This window comes from Bacteroidota bacterium (genome assembly GCA_016213405.1).
GTDB lineage: Bacteria > Bacteroidota > Bacteroidia > Palsa-948 > Palsa-948 > Palsa-948.
Genome location: JACRAM010000116.1, coordinates 1 through 18,080, shown reverse-complemented (window position 1 = coordinate 18,080; position 18,080 = coordinate 1). Strand labels below are relative to the sequence as shown.

The 18,080-nt window shown below is 41.8% G+C and carries 16 protein-coding genes and 5 tRNA genes; all 21 read left to right on the top strand.

Annotated features, from left to right (window positions below; genetic code table 11):
* Positions 1 to 36 precede the first annotated feature (36 nt).
* The 21 genes from HY841_13795 to HY841_13695 all read left to right on the top strand — a co-directional run bounded on the left by HY841_13795 (position 37) and on the right by HY841_13695 (position 17,834).
* Positions 37 to 1,134 carry a hypothetical protein gene (locus tag HY841_13795; GenBank protein MBI4931830.1) on the top strand — a complete coding sequence of 366 codons (1,098 nt, stop codon included), beginning with the start codon at positions 37 to 39 and terminating at the stop codon, positions 1,132 to 1,134.
* Positions 1,131 to 1,304 carry a hypothetical protein gene (locus HY841_13790; GenBank protein MBI4931829.1) on the top strand — a complete coding sequence of 58 codons (174 nt, stop codon included), beginning with the start codon at positions 1,131 to 1,133 and terminating at the stop codon, positions 1,302 to 1,304. Before HY841_13795 ends, HY841_13790 begins: the two co-directional genes overlap by 4 nt.
* A gap of 75 nt (positions 1,305 to 1,379) precedes the next feature.
* Positions 1,380 to 1,805 (top strand): hypothetical protein, encoded by a 426-nt coding sequence (locus tag HY841_13785; protein MBI4931828.1) that lies wholly within the window; start codon positions 1,380 to 1,382, stop codon positions 1,803 to 1,805.
* Entirely contained in the window at positions 1,802 to 2,212 is a 411-nt protein-coding gene (locus HY841_13780; GenBank protein ID MBI4931827.1) for a hypothetical protein, read from the top strand. The genes HY841_13785 and HY841_13780 overlap by 4 nt, the downstream gene beginning before the upstream one ends.
* Positions 2,213 to 2,256: 44 nt before the next feature.
* On the top strand, positions 2,257 to 3,717 hold the full coding sequence (locus tag HY841_13775) for a hypothetical protein (protein MBI4931826.1): 1,461 nt from the start codon (positions 2,257 to 2,259) through the stop codon (positions 3,715 to 3,717).
* 336 nt (positions 3,718 to 4,053) lie between these two features.
* A tRNA-Thr gene (locus HY841_13770) sits at positions 4,054 to 4,126 on the top strand.
* A gap of 80 nt (positions 4,127 to 4,206) precedes the next feature.
* Positions 4,207 to 4,289 (top strand) — tRNA-Tyr (locus HY841_13765).
* A gap of 10 nt (positions 4,290 to 4,299) precedes the next feature.
* Positions 4,300 to 4,372, top strand: a tRNA-Gly gene (locus HY841_13760).
* 90 nt (positions 4,373 to 4,462) lie between these two features.
* Positions 4,463 to 4,535: transfer RNA gene (locus HY841_13755), tRNA-Thr, on the top strand.
* A gap of 186 nt (positions 4,536 to 4,721) precedes the next feature.
* Positions 4,722 to 5,909: an elongation factor Tu gene (tuf, locus tag HY841_13750; protein MBI4931825.1), complete on the top strand. Its 1,188-nt coding sequence runs from the start codon at positions 4,722 to 4,724 to the stop codon at positions 5,907 to 5,909.
* Between the two features lie 81 nt (positions 5,910 to 5,990).
* Positions 5,991 to 6,063: transfer RNA gene (locus HY841_13745), tRNA-Trp, on the top strand.
* A 15-nt stretch (positions 6,064 to 6,078) separates the two neighbouring features.
* Positions 6,079 to 6,273, top strand: coding sequence for a preprotein translocase subunit SecE (secE, locus tag HY841_13740; protein ID MBI4931824.1), 195 nt, complete (start codon positions 6,079 to 6,081; stop codon positions 6,271 to 6,273).
* 3 nt (positions 6,274 to 6,276) lie between these two features.
* Complete coding sequence (gene nusG / locus HY841_13735; GenBank protein MBI4931823.1) at positions 6,277 to 6,870, top strand: transcription termination/antitermination factor NusG; 594 nt, start codon at positions 6,277 to 6,279, stop codon at positions 6,868 to 6,870.
* 15 nt (positions 6,871 to 6,885) lie between these two features.
* Entirely contained in the window at positions 6,886 to 7,317 is a 432-nt protein-coding gene (gene rplK / locus HY841_13730; protein MBI4931822.1) for a 50S ribosomal protein L11, read from the top strand.
* 13 nt (positions 7,318 to 7,330) lie between these two features.
* Positions 7,331 to 8,020, top strand: a complete 690-nt coding sequence (locus tag HY841_13725; GenBank protein ID MBI4931821.1) for a 50S ribosomal protein L1 — start codon at positions 7,331 to 7,333, stop codon at positions 8,018 to 8,020.
* An 11-nt stretch (positions 8,021 to 8,031) separates the two neighbouring features.
* A complete protein-coding gene (locus HY841_13720; GenBank protein ID MBI4931820.1) occupies positions 8,032 to 8,544 on the top strand; it encodes a 50S ribosomal protein L10 in 513 nt (170 codons plus the stop codon).
* Positions 8,545 to 8,590: 46 nt separating this feature from the next.
* Positions 8,591 to 8,953 (top strand): 50S ribosomal protein L7/L12, encoded by a 363-nt coding sequence (gene rplL / locus HY841_13715; GenBank protein ID MBI4931819.1) that lies wholly within the window; start codon positions 8,591 to 8,593, stop codon positions 8,951 to 8,953.
* A 137-nt stretch (positions 8,954 to 9,090) separates the two neighbouring features.
* Positions 9,091 to 12,906 carry a DNA-directed RNA polymerase subunit beta gene (gene rpoB / locus HY841_13710; GenBank protein MBI4931818.1) on the top strand — a complete coding sequence of 1,272 codons (3,816 nt, stop codon included), beginning with the start codon at positions 9,091 to 9,093 and terminating at the stop codon, positions 12,904 to 12,906.
* Positions 12,907 to 12,923: 17 nt separating this feature from the next.
* Positions 12,924 to 13,106 (top strand): hypothetical protein, encoded by a 183-nt coding sequence (locus tag HY841_13705; GenBank protein ID MBI4931817.1) that lies wholly within the window; start codon positions 12,924 to 12,926, stop codon positions 13,104 to 13,106.
* A gap of 1 nt (position 13,107) precedes the next feature.
* Positions 13,108 to 17,424: a DNA-directed RNA polymerase subunit beta' gene (gene rpoC / locus HY841_13700; GenBank protein MBI4931816.1), complete on the top strand. Its 4,317-nt coding sequence runs from the start codon at positions 13,108 to 13,110 to the stop codon at positions 17,422 to 17,424.
* An 80-nt stretch (positions 17,425 to 17,504) separates the two neighbouring features.
* The gene (locus HY841_13695; GenBank protein ID MBI4931815.1) at positions 17,505 to 17,834 is read left to right on the top strand and encodes a DUF3467 domain-containing protein; all 330 of its coding nucleotides are present in this window, start codon (positions 17,505 to 17,507) and stop codon (positions 17,832 to 17,834) included.
* Positions 17,835 to 18,080 lie beyond the last annotated feature (246 nt).

The following is an 18,080-nucleotide window of genomic DNA, read 5'->3' as shown; positions in this document are numbered from 1 at the left end:
ATAGAGACAAATACCTGCAAAAATCAGAACCGCCAAATGGATTTAGTTATCTACAACCGAGCAAATACAAAAGCCGATGCTTTTGCTGAGCCGGTGTATTTGCGTATTGCAATGATGTATACCAACCAAGTATCCATTAGCAGTTTTATATCAGAATATATGATTATGTGGCATTGCAAACAGGACTTGGGCGAAATATTTTGTTGCATTATGTATGAGACAATTAATAAGCAACGGAATGGGGAATGGGTGAAATTTCACGATAAGTTAAAGCAAGTAAGAAATACAAAGAATAAAAATAAAGTACAGATAGTAGCTCATCAGAAAATGGAACGGCTGATGAAACAAGTTGCGGCTGATGTACTAAAGTGGTTAGAAAATATTATGGAGCAACATAAACTCATCCCGCTTCTACAGTTCTTTGAGCAATCAGTAAAGACAAGAAAGGAAGAAGTATCGCGAGGAGATGGGATGGATGAATTTGAAATATTTCCATTTATGCTGGTGAATAATAAAGAATACAAGGAAGAAACAGTTGGAGAAGATCCGCTGATAAAAGAAATAGTAGATAGTTTTTTTGAGTACGACCAAAATTTGATTTTAGATGACGTGATTGAGCAGTTAGTCCCTTTCACAAGATTAGACGGAGGAGAAATCACAGCAGAGTCGTTTTTCTTTTCAACACCACTGTTTGAGTTTCCACACCTGCACGACCTTAATTACGACCAACTGAAAAATGTTCGGAATGAACTGAAACCAATTGTTGAATCGTTTCATCAGGATTATAAAAAAATTCAAAAAGAACTTGCTGCCGTTCCGTTTGAGAACTCACTAACTCAAGTTCAGGCGATTTTGAATTTAAACATTACTCCGCATCTTGAAAAAATTCAAAAGAAGATTGACGAAAACATTTATGTTCAGCAGCAAAAAAGCAGATACGGAGCAGAGCAGCGCATAAAAATTTTGATGGGCATTACAAGTGTAGAGAATCAAATACGTTTGCTGGAAAAGGAAGAAGTGATTTTACCCTTTGTTGCAGAAGCGATAATTGAAAAACTCGGCAAGAATATTGACATCAAATCCTCCATGCCGTTCATCTATCACAAACTCCCGCCTAAAGTTTCCTCCCAATGAAAATTGTTTTCTTCAATCGGAACGATACAAAAATCCATTACTACACGGAGCCGCTCTATGTTCGCCCGCTTGTGCTGATTGCAGATGCGGTAAAATATATTTCCATGACTGCACATACCGTTGTAACTTATAGAGGACTTGAGGGGTGGACAGATGAACTGATTATTTAAGCGCACAAGGAAACTTATAAAAATGATGAGTTTGCAGTTCAATTCCACAAACAAATAGACGGACTTTTTCCTGTCATGAAAAAAGCCCAGCATATAAAAGGCAAAGACAAAAGAACCCTTTTGGCTATCCAGAAGTTTAAAAACCTTATCCGGCTTTTCAAAAGTAACCTAAAAGAATACACAGAAAATACGCTGAAAGGAATAAAGATGTACGAGGTGATGCCGTTTATTGAGGAAGGTGGTTTTGAAGCGCAGGAAGGATGGTTTTATTCCGAAGAAACAAAAGGAGAAGACCCGTATATAAATTCGATTGCCGATTATGTAGCTGCAAACTCAACCATTTTTCTTTTCGATACGAAGGTTGAAAAAATATTTTCGTTCAGACAAGTTGATTCACGTGAAAACATGGAAACGGATTTCATCAAAATTCCTCTTTGGAACTTTCCTCCGCTTGCTGACTTGACATACAACCAGATGAAACATACACAAGGGATAATTTGAAACCTGTCCTTCTTCCATTCAAAGCGCAGATAAAGGAATTTTCAGATGAACTTTCAAAGATTTCTTTCTCTGCTGAAAATTCCCCACACATTGAAAAATTATATGCTGATAAATTGAATCCGCACATTCGCAAGCTCCAAAAAGCCATTGAGGAAAGCATGTATATCAGTCAGGCAAGAAATCAGTTTCCAAAAAACATAGGAACAAAACTATGTCTGGGAATTACATCGGCAGGAAATCTGGTAAACTATTATGAGAAAATTAACATTATTTTTCCGTATGTTGCAAACGAAATAAAAGAACAACTCAAAAGACGCATTGATATGAAAATGACATATCCGTTTTTCTATTTTGAGATGAACTTGCCAGAAACAGACGAAAGCAAAATAGCAGAAAATAATTCGTAGAATATTCCGTTACTAAAAATACATCAACCAAAAACAATATCACTATGGCACGCACAAACAGGTACAACTATGTGGAGATTGAAGATACTCCTGACTTCAAATCTTTACGAGTAAAAGACATCAAAGGGTTTATCAAGATGCTTCAGGAGTATGAAGTCAAATTTGTTCTGCGAACTGAAAAGAATAGTTCAGAGGGAAAACATCCAACCGAATTTCTGTTTCTCGAAAGCCAAGTCCTTTACCGCATTGACAGCAATAATTTCAAATCGCTTGAGGACTATGAGGATGCTGTTAAAGCTGACTTTCCCGATGCAGAAAGTTTTTATGACGCACATAAAGCGGGTATCAGCGCTTACAAGGAATATCAGGATTGTAAAAAGACAGGAGTTGTGGACAAAACACTTTACGCCAAAGCGCAGAAACTCGGATTCCTTGATTCTTATGAGAAGTTCAAAGAGCGTTGCGAAAAGAACAAGGGGTTGATACCGCAGGATTTTATTTTGAGCGACTACGATACGCCAATAAAGATATGCGAGTTTGCCACAGCAAAAGGGTTTAAAGATTTCGGGGACTTTGATAAAGCGTTCTTCTTAGGATTTTCAGATAGGATAACTTATGACGAAGCGAAACTCAAAGGATTTACTTACGCGGAGGACTACATCAACGCTGTTAAGATGGGCTTCGAGCAGATTAAAGAGTATCAGGAAGCAAAGCATTTGAAAATACATAGCAAATACGAATACGACCATTATGTCGGTCTTAAAAAGTCAGCAAAAGGAATGTACAGTTCCGACCAGGTTGTAATGATGATTGCTTTAAAGAGCGCGGAGAACGGCAAAAAACTTTCGCTTAAAAAATTGAAAGAACTTCTGAATCAAAAGGAAGAAGAATTTAAGTTTATCACAAAAGAGGACAGTACCCGCACTTTCCCGGATTGGTTCACGAAAAAATTAAACACCGAAGATGAAATCCGTTCTTTCTTAACACAAGGAAATGAAATCAAGCAATACGGAATTTTTGATTCGGACGGAGAATATTTTGAGGTGTGGAGGATTTCAAATCAGAAAATTTATGTGGACGGCAATAATGTGGCTTACGAAAATTACAGACAAAGAGAAAACCAAAATGCAGATGATAAGCCCCATTGCAGCAACCTTAAGTTAGTAGTGGATGAATTGCATCGCCAGCAATTTAAAGACATCATCATCATTGGTGACCCTGGTCTGAAAAGAAAATCAGCCGATGTAACCATTTTAAGCAAGATGATAGCCGATAAGCAAATCATCTTTCACGAAGCTCCTTCACGCACGGAAGCCGATGAGTTTTTTATTAAAAAAGCTAAGTCAGATAAATGTTACATCATCTCTAATGACAATTTTAGAGATTGGAAAATGAAAGATGTCTGGATTGCAGAAAACATTGACCGCATCCGCATACCTTTTATGATTGAAGGAGATAAAGTGACTTTTTCTGGCATTGAAAAAGTAATTCAGGATGCTGCATGAAAAGGTTAGCCGATTTCATGCCCAAGTAATTGTTTCACCACCTTTCTGCGAAACCGCAGTTGCAGTTTGTGGATGAGGTTTGTCTTTTTGCATTGGTGCTAACAGTGAACATATCTTGGAGATTATGAGAAGACGGAAAAGAAATTAATTACCTTTTGATTGCAAACGCACATATAAAATATTTTTCTACTTTCGCACCCTTGTTTTTAAAAACGTTCTTTGTTATAAAATACTTGACATAATATAAATTTGAATGTATGTTAAATTGTATGTTAAATTAAAATTTTGATGCGTAAAATGTAGGGAGAAAAAATGATTGTTTTCCCTATGAAATACGCCAGCGTAGCTCAGTTGGTAGAGCAACTGACTTGTAATCAGTAGGTCGGGGGTTCGACTCCCTTCGCTGGCTCTTTTTTGTTCTTTGTTTTCTGTTTGTTGTTCCATGTTGGTCAACTTGAAACTTTCAACTTTCAACTTGGAACATAAGTTGGGGAGATAGCCAAGTGGTCAAAGGCAACAGACTGTAAATCTGTCCTCTTCGGAGTTCCAAGGTTCAAATCCTTGTCTCCCCACAGAAAATCTGCGGAAGTAGCTCAATTGGTAGAGCTTCAGCCTTCCAAGCTGAATGTTGCGGGTTCGAGTCCCGTCTTCCGCTCTCGTTCTTTTGAAAAGTTAATTGTTATCTGTTAGTAGTTAATTGTTCTCCCGATTAACCATTAACCATTAACTATTAACTGAGTTAATTGCCAATGTAGCTCAGTTGGTAGAGCACGTCCATGGTAAGGACGAGGTCACCAGTTCGATCCTGGTCATTGGCTCAGTAAAGTTGATTATATCCTTCCGGAATTTTGGCTCGTGAACGCTTCCTTCCTTAGCCGATAATTTCAGGAAAAAATATTGTATTTTTTGATTGGGTGTGAGAAAATAATATCTATATTCGCACCCCTTAAAAAAATATTTATTAATTCAGAATTAACCGTTTAATATTTTAAACACTTTTCACTATGGCAAAAGAAAAATTCGACCGTTCCAAACCACACGTTAACATCGGAACAATCGGTCACGTTGACCACGGAAAAACTACTCTCACTGCCGCAATCACTATGGTGCTTGCAGATAAAGGTCTTGCATCTGTGCGCGACTTTGCATCTATTGATAATGCTCCCGAAGAAAAAGAACGCGGTATCACTATCAACACTGCGCACGTAGAATACTCAACTGACAAACGCCACTATGCACACGTTGACTGCCCTGGTCACGCAGACTATGTTAAGAACATGGTTACAGGAGCTGCGCAGATGGACGGAGCGATTCTCGTTGTTGCAGCTACTGACGGACCCATGCCACAAACCCGCGAACATATTCTTCTTGCACGTCAGGTGGGTGTTCCGCAAGTTGTTGTGTTCATGAATAAAGTTGATATGGTTGACGATCCGGATCTTATCGAACTTGTTGAAGGCGAAATCCGTGATCTGCTCACTTTCTATGGTTACGATGGAAAAAACACACCTATCATCAAGGGATCTGCTCTTGGAGCAATGAATAAAGATGCAAAATGGGTTCCAAAAATTATGGAACTCATGGATGCTGTTGACTCATACATTCCTATGCCCGTTCGTATAATTGACAAACCATTCCTTATGCCTGTTGAAGATATTTTTTCAATCACTGGTCGCGGAACGGTTGCTACCGGCAGAATCGAACAAGGTGTTTGCAAAGTAGGCGAAGAAATCGAAATCGTTGGAATGCGTGCAGAAAAAGTAAAAACTGTTATCACCGGAGTTGAAATGTTCAGAAAAGAACTTGATTCAGGACAAGCCGGAGATAACGCTGGACTTCTTCTCCGCGGTGTAGATAAAAAAGATATTTGGAGAGGAATGGTTCTTGCCAAGCCGGGCTCTATCACTCCACATACTATTTTCAAAGCTGAAGTTTATGTTCTGAAAAAAGAAGAAGGCGGACGTCATACTCCGTTCCATAATAATTACCGTCCTCAGTTTTACATGCGAACAACTGACGTAACAGGAACCTGTACTCTTCCTGAAGGACGCGAAATGGTAATGCCTGGCGACAACGTAACTATTCAGGTTGAATTGATTCAGCCCGTTGCGATGGATAAAGGATTGCGTTTTGCTATCCGCGAGGGCGGAAGAACAGTTGGTGCCGGACAAGTAATTGAAATCATAAAATAGTTTGGAGTATGGAGTTAGGAGTTGGGAGAAACTTCATATCTCACCTCTCCAAACTCCTGACTACTGACTCCCAACTGAGAAACAGGTGTAGCTCAATTGGTAGAGCAGCGGTCTCCAAAACCGCAGGCTGGGAGTTCGACCCTCTCCACCTGTGCATATAATAAGGAAGATGAATAAAGTAAAAGCATATATAAATGATACGTACAGCGAATTGGCTACAAAAGTTTCCTGGCCCGCTTGGAAAGAACTTCAGGGCAGTGCAGTGATTGTTATGATTGCAACATTGATAACTGCATTGCTTGTATATGGGATGGATGTTGCTTTTAAATTTATAATGGAAATGATTTATAATTTTTTTAGTTAATCAATGACAACAACTGCCGAACATCAAGAAGTGAAAATTACAAATTCTCCTAAACCTGCTGATGATAAGCGTTGGTTTGTAGTTCGCGCTATCAGCGGAAAGGAAAAAAAGATCAAGCAAAGCATTGAAGCGGAAATCAAGCGCATGAAACTTACCAAATTCGTTTCTCAGGTTTTGATTCCGACAGAAAAAGTATTTCAGATTCGCGCAGGAAAAAAGGTAAGCAAAGAAAGAAATTTTTTTCCCGGATATATTCTGGTAGAAGCAACCCTTTCTGGAGAAGTTCCGCATACAATTAGAAACGTACCTGGTGTTTTAGGTTTTCTCGGAAGCAAAAACGGGGAAGCCACACCGCTTCGCCTTTCGGAAGTGAACCGCATCCTCGGAAAAGTGGATGAATTGGCTGAGACAACTGAAAAAATAAATATTCCGTTTTATGTGGGTGATACGGTAAAAATAATTGACGGCCCGTTCAACACATTCACCGGAACAATTGAAGAAGTAATAGAAGAAAAGAAAAAACTAAAAGTAACTGTTAAGATTTTCGGACGTAAAACTCCACTTGAACTCAGTTACATGCAAGTAGAAAAACAATAATTTATTTTTTGAACAATGGCAAAAGAAGTTGGCGCATTAGTAAAACTGGTAATTAAAGCAGGATCTGCAAACCCTGCGCCTCCCATCGGTCCTGCGCTCGGTGCGAAGGGTGTTAACATCATGGAGTTCTGTAAGCAGTTCAATGCCCGCACAAAAGAACTGGGAAATAAAATGATCCCTGCGATTATTACTGTTTATAAAGATAAAACTTTTGAGTTCATCCTTAAAAGACCTCCTGTTGCAGCGCAGTTAAAAGAGGCTATGAAAATTGAAAGTGGTTCCGGAGAACCTAATAGAAAAAAGATGGGCACCATTACCTTAGCGCAGATCAAAGCAATTGCGGAAGATAAAATGGTTGACATGAATTGTTTCAAGCTGGAATCTGCCATGAGCATGGTAGCCGGACAAGCGCGCAGTATGGGAATCAACGTTGAAGGAAAGAAATAAAATTGAAAATAAAATGGCAAAGTTGACCAAAAAAAGAAAAGCGATTATCGACAAGTTTGATGCAACAAAGGTGTATAACCTTCGCGATGCGGCTAATATCGTTAAAGAAGTAACCACTACCAAGTTTGATGCTTCTGTTGACATCAGCGTTCGTTTAGGCATTGACACCGCAAAAGGGCAGATCGTTCGCGGAACAGTGGCAATGCCTCACGGTATCGGAAAATCAGTTCGCGTGCTTGTTCTTTGCACTCCTGATAAAGATGCGGAAGCAAAAGCAGCAGGCGCTGATCACGTTGGACTGGATGAATATGTAGAAAAAATAAAAAACGGATGGACAGACATTGACGTAATTGTTTGCACACCCGCTGTAATGGGAAAAGTAGGTGCGCTTGGAAAAGTTCTCGGACCCCGCGGACTCATGCCTAACCCAAAATCAGGAACAGTGACCATGGAAGTTGGAAAAGCGGTAAAAGAAGTGAAAGCAGGCAAGATTGATTTTAAAGCTGACAAACAGGGAATCGTTCATGCTTCCATCGGAAAAGTTTCGTTTGATGCGGATAAAATTGCTGATAACGCAAACGAATTACTTCAGACAATTGCAAAATTAAAACCGGCTGCTTCCAAAGGAACATATATAAGGAGTATCGTAATGTCCAGCACGATGAGCCCTGGCGTTAAGATTGATTCGAAAATTGTCGGCTAATAATTTTAAAGATGAACAAACAAGAAAAAAATAAGATGATAGATTCTCTCTCCACTATGTTGAAAGAGAACACGCACTTCTATCTCACAGATACTTCCGGACTTACTGTGGAGAAGACAAGCAAGTTAAGACGCATGTGTTTTGAAAAAGATGTCAAGATTCTTGTAGTTAAGAATACTCTTCTTAGCAAAGCCATGGAAAAAACAGGCAATCCTATTTATGAACCATTTCATGATACATTGAAAGGAACTACTGCCATCATGTTTTCTGCAGTTGCAAATGCACCTGCAAAGATTATGAAGGAGTTTAGAATTGGTGGTGGAAATAAACCAACTCTTAAATCCGCTTGGGTAGAAGAATCAGTTTATATCGGACACAACCAATTAGAAACGCTTGCAGGCATCAAGAGTAAGAATGAAATGATTGGAGAAATTATTGGATTGCTCCAGTCTCCTATAAGAACAATCATTGGCGGATTACTCAATAAAAAATCAGGAGAAGAAACTGCTCCTGCTCAAAATTAATACGAAAGAAAAGCAATAAATAAATCAACTATAATACACACACACGATGGCCGAATTAAAGCAACTTGCAGAACAGTTAGTTAACTTGACTGTAAAAGACGTAAATGAATTGGCGAAAATACTTAAGGACGAGTATGGTATTGAGCCTGCTGCTGCCGCTGCAGCACCTGTAGCTGCCGGAGCAGTAGCTGCTGAAAAAACAACTTTTGATGTTATTCTCAAAAGCGGAGGACAAGCCAAACTTCAAGTTGTAAAACTTGTAAAAGAACTTACAGGATTAGGACTTAAAGAAGCAAAAGATCTTGTTGACGCTGCGCCAAAACCTCTTAAAGAAGGTATCTCGAAAGAAGATGCTGAGTCATTGAAAAAACAATTGACCGAAGCAGGAGCAGAAGTTGAAGTTAAGTAAGTTCTTATAGATATTTGCAAACCCCGTCCCGATAAATCGGGACGGGGCATTTGTGTTTATATTGTATTTATTTTTCTGAGGTTTTATCTTCAGAAAATCAAATTTAAAACCGTAAACAGTAAATTGAAATCCGTTTTATGGCAGCACCAAAGAAAAACCCCCGCATAAATTTCGCCAGCTCAAAACATCAGATTGATTATCCTGACTTTCTCGAAATCCAGGTAAAGTCCTTCAAGGAATTCATGCAAGTGGATACCACTCCTGAAAACAGGAAAAACGAAGGGCTCTTCAAAGTTTTCTCCGAAAACTTTCCAATCTCCGATGCACGAAATAATTTCGTGTTAGAGTTTCTTGATTACTATGTGGACCCAACAAGATATTCCATTGATGAATGTCTTGAAAGAGGTTTAACCTATAATGTTCCGCTGAAAGCGCGCCTCCGCCTTTCGTGCACCGATCCTGAACACGAAGACTTCAAAACAGTTATTCAGGATGTGTATCTAGGAACCATTCCGTACATGACTCCGAAAGGAAGTTTCATTGTCAACGGTGCTGAGCGTGTTATTGTATCACAACTTCATCGTTCGCCCGGAGTTTTCTTCGGACAGAACCGCCACCCGAATGGAAGCCGCCTCTACTCTGCCCGCGTTATCCCTTTCAAAGGAGCGTGGATTGAATTCGCCACAGACATTAATAACGTGATGTACGCGTACATTGACAGAAAGAAAAAACTCCCAGTTACCACCATGCTTCGCGCGATAGGATTTGAAAACGATAAGCAGATTCTTGAACTCTTTAATCTCGCAGATGAAATCACAGTCAACAAACCTTCTCTCAAAAAAGCGGTTGGACGAAAATTAGCCGCACGTGTTCTGAAAACATGGGTTGAAGATTTTGTGGATGAAGATACCGGTGAAGTTGTTTCCATTGAGCGTAACGAAATATTAATTGAGCGCGAAACTATTATTTCTGAAGAGCACATTGAAACGATTATCAACGCCAATGTGAAAACAATTATTCTTCATAAAGAAGACAAAGAGTTCAGCGATTACACTATTATTTACAACACGCTTCAGAAAGATCCGACCAATTCTGAAAAAGAAGCGGTAGAATATATTTACCGCTTGCTCCGCAATGCAGAACCACCGGATGAAGAAACAGCAAAAGCGGTTATTGAAAGACTCTTCTTCTCCGACAAACGTTATGATTTAGGAGAAGTAGGTCGTTACCGCCTTAACAAAAAATTGAATCTGGAAATTCCTCCAACCGTTCGCGTGCTTACAAAAGAAGACATGGTTGCAATCATCAAGTTTTTGATTCAACTTATCAATTTGAAAGTAAACGTAGATGATATTGACCACCTGAGCAACAGGCGAGTACGAACAGTTGGCGAGCAGTTGTCATCTCAGTTTGGAGTGGGTCTTGCCCGTATGGCGCGTACCATCCGCGAGCGGATGAACGTTCGCGACAACGAGGTGTTCACACCGATTGATTTGATTAACGCGAAAACACTTTCGTCAGTTATCAATTCATTCTTCGGAACAAACCAGCTCTCTCAGTTCATGGATCAGACAAATCCGCTGGCTGAGATTACACACAAGCGCAGATTATCGGCTCTTGGTCCGGGAGGTCTGTCAAGAGAGCGCGCGGGCTTCGAGGTTCGTGACGTACACTATACTCACTATGGACGCCTCTGCACTATTGAAACTCCAGAAGGTCCGAACATCGGTTTGATTTCTTCTCTCTGTGTTTATGCGAAGATTAACAAACTTGGATTTATCGAAACTCCATACCGAACAGTTACAGATGGAAGAGCTGATTTAAACAAGCCGATTATTTATCTGACTGCTGAAGAAGAAGACGAAAAAGCAATTGCTCAGTCCATGATCGAAATGGACGAGAAAGGAAAAATCAAAGAAGGAAAAGTAAAAACCCGTTTCGAAGGAAACTATCCGCTTGTTGATCCTGACAAAGTGAATCTGATGGACGTTGCGCCCAACCAGATTGCTTCTATTGCTGCCTCACTCATTCCGTTTCTTGAGCACGATGACGCCAACCGCGCGCTGATGGGTTCTAACATGATGCGCCAGGCAGTTCCGCTTCTCCGCCCTGAGGCACCGATTATCGGAACAGGACTCGAAAGAAAAGTTGCAATGGACTCGCGCTCAATCCTCACCGCAGAATATGATGGCGTGGTAGAATATGTTGACGCGAAAGAAGTCACCATTCGTTATACACGTGATGAAGATGAAAAACTGTTGAGCTTCGAAGACGATATCAGAACATATAATATTATAAAGTTCCGCAAAACAAATCAAAGCACTTGCGTGAATCTCCGACCTGTTGTCCGATTAGGAGACAAGGTGAAGAAAGGACAAATACTGAGCGAAGGTTACGGAACCCAGGATGGAGAACTTGCGCTCGGAAGAAACCTCACCGTTGCTTTCATGCCCTGGAAAGGATATAACTTTGAGGATGCCATTGTAATTTCTGAACGGATTGTCCGCGAAGATATTTTCACCTCCATTCATGTGGATGAATATTCGCTGGAAGTGCGCGAAACAAAACGCGGCATGGAAGAACTCACTTCTGATATTCCGAACGTGAGCGAAGAAGCCACAAAAAATCTTGACGAGCGCGGAATCATCCGCGTGGGCTGCGAAGTGAAAGAAGGCGATATCCTCATCGGAAAAATAACTCCAAAGGGAGAAACTGATCCTTCGCCCGAAGAAAAACTTCTCCGTGCCATCTTTGGCGACAAAGCCGGAGATGTGAAAGACGCTTCACTCAGAATGCCTTCGTCCACTTACGGAATGGTGATGGAAACAAAACTATTCTCCCGTTTGGTTAAAGACAAAAAAGCGAAATCAGACGAGAAAGATGTGCTTGATAAGATTGACAAGGAGTTCAACCACAAGTTTGCTGAGTTGAAATTAATGCTGGTAGGAAAACTTATGAAACTTGTTGGAGGAAAATCTTCTCAGGGAGTTTACAATTACCTGAAAGAAGAATTGATTGACCGCGGAACAAAGTTCACTGAAAAACTTTTGAATAAGGTTGACGATTACACAGAAGTTAATCCATATAAATGGACAACCAACAAAGAAGTGAATGAACAGGTATATGAGATTCTTCATAATTACAGAGTGAAGTACAACGAAATCCTTGGCGAGCACAAGCGCAGAAAATTTGCTGTGCAGGTGGGCGATGAATTACCAGCCGGAATCATTCAGCTCGCAAAAGTTTATATCACACAAAAGCGCAAACTCAAAGTAGGAGATAAAATGGCAGGGCGCCACGGTAATAAAGGCATTGTTGCCAGAATTGTGCGCGATGAAGATATGCCCTACCTTGAAGACGGAACACCTGTTGATGTGGTGCTCAATCCGCTTGGCGTGCCTTCGCGTATGAATCTGGGGCAGATTTACGAAACCGTGCTCGGATGGGCAGGGCAGAAACTTGATATGAAGTTCTCCACGCCTATTTTTGACGGAGCTTCTATTGACGAAATAAATTCTTACACGGATCAGGCAGGATTGCCCCGCAATGGAAAAACATATTTGCATGACGGGCAATCAGGCATTCGTTTTGACCAGCCCGCAACCGTTGGCGTGATTTATATTCTCAAACTCCATCACATGGTGGATGACAAAATGCACGCGCGTTCTATCGGACCTTATTCACTTATCACACAACAACCATTGGGAGGTAAGGCGCAGTTTGGCGGGCAACGGTTTGGTGAGATGGAAGTGTGGGCGCTCGAAGCATTTGGCGCTGCGCACATCCTGCAGGAAATCCTCACTGTGAAATCAGATGATGTGTCGGGAAGAACAAAAACATACGAAGCAATTGTGAAAGGAGATAACCTCCCTATTCCCGGAATTCCTGAATCATTCAACGTATTGATGCATGAGTTGCGCGGATTAGGGTTGAACCTTGCGCTGCATGATTAAGGATTAAAAATTAAGATATGGCATTTTTATATGAAATTCAGGCAATAGATGGAGAAGATGTGACATCTTGTCCTTTAGATGAGGCATCTTCTCCTTTAGATGAGGCATCTTGTCCTTTAGATAAGGCATCTTCTCCTTTAGATGAGGCATCTGTTCAACAATTAATGACGAACAACTATCAACTAACAACGAACAACTGACATAACCTATATGCAAAAAAGCAGCAAACCCAAAAGCAACTTCACCAAGGTTACCATTTCTTTGGCTTCTCCGGAACTGATTCTGGAGTGGAGCCACGGTGAAGTAACAAAGCCGGAAACAATCAACTACCGAACTTACAAGCCCGAGCGCGATGGTCTGTTTTGCGAACGCATTTTTGGTCCTGTAAAGGATTGGGAATGCCACTGCGGAAAATACAAGCGCATCCGCTATAAAGGAATTGTTTGCGACCGCTGCGGTGTGGAGGTAACAGAAAAAAAAGTTCGCAGAGAACGCATGGGGCATATCAACCTCGTTGTTCCTGTCATTCATATCTGGTATTTCCGCTCCCTTCCGAATAAAATTGGCGCGCTGCTTGGGCTTCCTACTAAAAAACTGGAGATGATTATTTATTACGAGCGTTATGTGGTGATAAATGCGGGCGCGGCAGCAAGCGATACCGTAAAATACCTCGACTTCCTCAGCGAAGAAGAATACATCAAGGTTCTTGACTCGCTTCCGAAAGACAATCAGCACCTTGATGACAAAGACCCGAATAAATTTGTTGCCAAGATGGGAGGAGAAGCGATTATTGATTTGATGAACCGTTTAGATCTTGATGCGCTATCCTACACACTTCGCAACACCGCCAACACAGAACTTTCGCAGCAGAAGAAAAACGAAGCGCTCAAGCGACTGCAGGTAGTGGAAGCATTCCGCCAGGCAAACAAGCGTGTGGAAAATAAACCGGAGTGGACAGTGATTAAAACGCTGCCTGTTATTCCACCGGAACTTCGCCCGCTGGTGCCTTTGGATGGCGGCCGTTTTGCAACTTCTGATTTGAATGATTTATACCGCAGGGTTATCATCCGCAACAATCGTTTGAAACGCCTTTTGGAAATCAAAGCGCCTGAAGTAATTCTGCGCAATGAGAAGCGTATGTTACAGGAATCGGTTGACTCTCTCTTTGATAATTCACGCAAGGCAAGCGCAGTGAAAACAGATGCAAACCGCCCGCTGAAATCTCTTTCAGATTCTTTGAAAGGAAAACAAGGTCGCTTCCGTCAGAACTTACTCGGAAAACGCGTTGACTATTCCGGTCGTTCCGTTATCGTGGTAGGACCTGAATTAAAATTGCATGAGTGCGGGCTTCCAAAAGATATGGCTGCGGAATTATTCAAACCGTTTATCATCCGCAAATTGTTAGAGCGCGGAGTGGTGAAAACAGTTAAGTCAGCAAAGAAAATTGTAGATAGAAAAGAAGGAATTGTATGGGATATTCTGGAAAACATGATGAAAGGACATCCCGTTCTTCTCAACCGTGCTCCTACCCTGCACCGATTAGGCATTCAGGCATTCCAGCCAAAATTGATTGAAGGAAAAGCAATTCAATTGCATCCGCTGGTTTGTACAGCCTTCAATGCCGACTTTGACGGTGACCAAATGGCAGTGCACGTTCCGCTCAGCCATGCGGCTGTTCTTGAAGCGCAAATTCTCATGCTCGCTTCTCACAACATTCTGAACCCTGCCAATGGCGCTCCAGTAGCCGTTCCTTCACAGGACATGGTGCTTGGATTGTATTACATGACAAAAGGAAGAAAGAACAGCAAAGAGCATAAAGTGAAAGGAGAAGGAATCATTTTCTACTCTCCTGAAGAAGTAATCATTGCCTATAACGAAGGCAAAGTTGATTTGCACGCTTACATAAAAGTAAAAGTTGACAACGCGAAAAATGAAAAAGGACAATTCGTAACGCAAATCATTGAAACCACTGTTGGAAGAGTGATGTTTAACCAGGTGGCTCCGAAAGAAGTGGGCTTCCTGAATGACATCATGACAAAAAAAATACTGCGTGATATTATCGGAGATGTTTTGAAAGTTGCCGGAACAGCGAAAGCCGCCAAGTTCCTTGATGACATCAAAGAACTCGGATACCTGCACGCATTCAAAGGCGGATTGTCATTTAACATGGATGACGTGATGGTTTCTGAAGACAAACCAAAACTAATTGCCGAAGCATATAAAGAAGTGGCAGAAGTGGTGGAAAATTATAATCAGGGTTTCATCACCAACAACGAGCGTTACAATCAGGTTATTGATATCTGGACGCATACCAATTCAAAGCTCACTAAAAAAGTAATGGATAAACTCTCTAACGACAAGCAGGGCTTTAATTCCATTTACATGATGCTGGATTCGGGCGCAAGAGGTTCTAAAGAACAGATTCGCCAGCTCAGCGGAATGCGTGGACTGATGGCGCGTCCTTCCAAATCAAGCGGTGGCGGTGGAGAAATTATTGAGAACCCCGTTATCTCCAACTTCCGTGAAGGGCTTTCCATTCATGAATACTTTATTTCAACGCACGGTGCACGTAAAGGATTGGCCGACACTGCCCTGAAAACAGCCGATGCAGGATACCTCACAAGGCGTTTGGTTGACGTTGCGCAGGATGTTATAATCACTGTTGAAGATTGCGGAACATTGCGCGGTCTTTTGGCAACTCCTTTGAAAAAGAACGAAGAAGTGGTTGAGCCGTTGTATGACCGCATACTCGGGCGCGTAACACTTGCAGATGTAGTTCATCCGCTCACCGGAAAACTCATTATCAAAGGCGGTGAAGAAATCACTGAAGATTACGCTGCTGAAATTGAAAATTCCCCTATAGAATCTGTTGAAATCCGTTCCGTGCTTACCTGCGAAGCCAAATTAGGCGCTTGCGCAAAATGTTACGGACGAAATCTTTCTTCCGGAAGAATGGTTCAGAAGGGAGAAGCCGTAGGCGTTATTGCCGCACAATCCATTGGTGAACCCGGCACTCAGTTAACACTCCGAACCTTCCACGTGGGCGGTGTAGCCGGACTGGGCGTAATGTCATCCTCACAGATTGAAACCAAATACGATGGTCTTGTTGAGATTGATGAATTAAGAACCGTTGACAGAAAAAATTCAGACGGTAAAAAAGTGAAAGTGGTGATTGTGCGTTCAGCTGAACTTAGAATTGTTGATCCACACACAAAAATAGCCCTCACAACCGGATACATTCCTTATGGCGCTCAACTCTATGTTGAGAATGGCGACAAGGTGAAGAAAGGAACCGTTATCTGCGACTGGGATCCATACAATGCAGTTATCATTTCTGAATTCCCGGGCAAAGTTGAATTTGAAAACATTGAAGAAGGAATTACTTTCCGTGAAGAGTTTGACGAACAAACGGGCTTCCGCGAAAAAGTAATTACAGAAACCAAAGACAAAACAAAAAACCCAACCATCAAGGTAACTGACAAAAAAGGTGAAGTACTGAAATCATACAACATCCCCGTAAGCGCTCACATTTCGGTGAACGCAGGCGATGCAATTGAATCAGGACAAATCCTTGTTAAGATTCCGCGCACTACAGGAAAGTCGGGCGACATTACCGGTGGTCTGCCGCGCGTAACAGAATTGTTTGAGGCGCGTAACCCCAGCAGCCCTGCTGTTGTTGCTGAGATTGACGGAATTGTAACCTTCGGAAAGATAAAACGCGGTAACCGCGAAGTGCAGGTGGAAGCAAAAACAGGGGAAATCAAAAAGTATCTTGTTCAGCTTTCAAAGCATATTCTTGTTCAGGAAAATGATTTCGTGAAAGCAGGCGAGCAACTGACAGACGGTTCCACTGCTCCGGCTGATATTCTCGCCATTAAAGGACCTACTGCCGTTCAGGAATATCTGGTGAACGAAGTTCAGGAAGTTTACCGCCTTCAGGGTGTAAAAATAAATGACAAGCACTTTGAAGTAATTGTAAGGCAGATGATGCGCAAAGTAGAAATTGATGATGCAGGTGATACCATCTTCCTTCCAAAGCAATTTGCAAACCGAGCCGACTTCATGGATGAAAACGATCGTTTGTTCGGAGCAAAAATAATTACCGAAGGAGGCGATTCACAAACCATGAAAGCAGGAATGATAGTTTCAGCACGCAATTTACGCGATGAAATTTCAGCGCTCAAACGCAAGGATGCGAAAGTGGTGGAAGCGCGTGACTGCGTGTTGGCAACTGCACGCCCGATACTGCAAGGTATCACGCGCGCATCGCTGCAGACAAACAGTTTCATTTCTGCGGCATCGTTTCAGGAAACAACAAAAGTTCTTTCCGAAGCAACCATTGCAGGAAGAATGGACGACCTCTCCGGTTTGAAAGAGAACGTCATTGTCGGGCATTTGATTCCGGCAGGAACCGGATTGCGCGAATACGAAAAGATAATTGTTGGCTCCAAAGAAGAATTCGACCGGCTGATGGCATCGAAAACAGAAAACGCAGAAACAGAGAAACAGGAAGCATAAAAAAGAGATTAAGGATTAAGGAATTACGATTTAGGATTTAAAATCCTTAATCCAAAATCCTTAATCCTAAATTTTTCAATATGGACAACAAAGAAAACCCAACCAATCAACCCAACGCACTCAACATTGAACTGAGCGAAGAAGTGGCGGAAGGAATTTATTCTAACCTTGCCATCATCACTCACTCCCACTCTGAGTTTGCGCTTGATTTTATTAAGGTGATGCCGGGCGTGCCCAAGGCGAAAGTGAAAGCGCGCATCATTCTTACTCCGCAGCATGCAAAACGCCTGATGAAAGCGCTGAAAGATAATATCTCAAAGTATGAAGCGGTTCATGGCAATATTAAGGATACCGAAGTGCCTCCGGGTGCAATTCCTCTCTCCTTTGGCGGACCTACCGCGCAGGCGTAATATCCAATGTAAGATGTAAGATGGCAGATGGCAGATGGGAAACGTTCCATTTGTGAACTGTTGTTTGTCCCCCCTGCCTTGCCGGCAGGCAGGCTCATGGAGGGGGTTAGGGGGAGGACTCACGCGGAAGCAAAAGGAGTTAGAAAGCAAGAAGTAAGAAGGAGAGAAAGTCCATTCACAAGATGTTGTTTGTCCCCCTCATGGAGGGGGTTAGGGGGAGGACTCACGCGGAAGCCATTCGCAAGC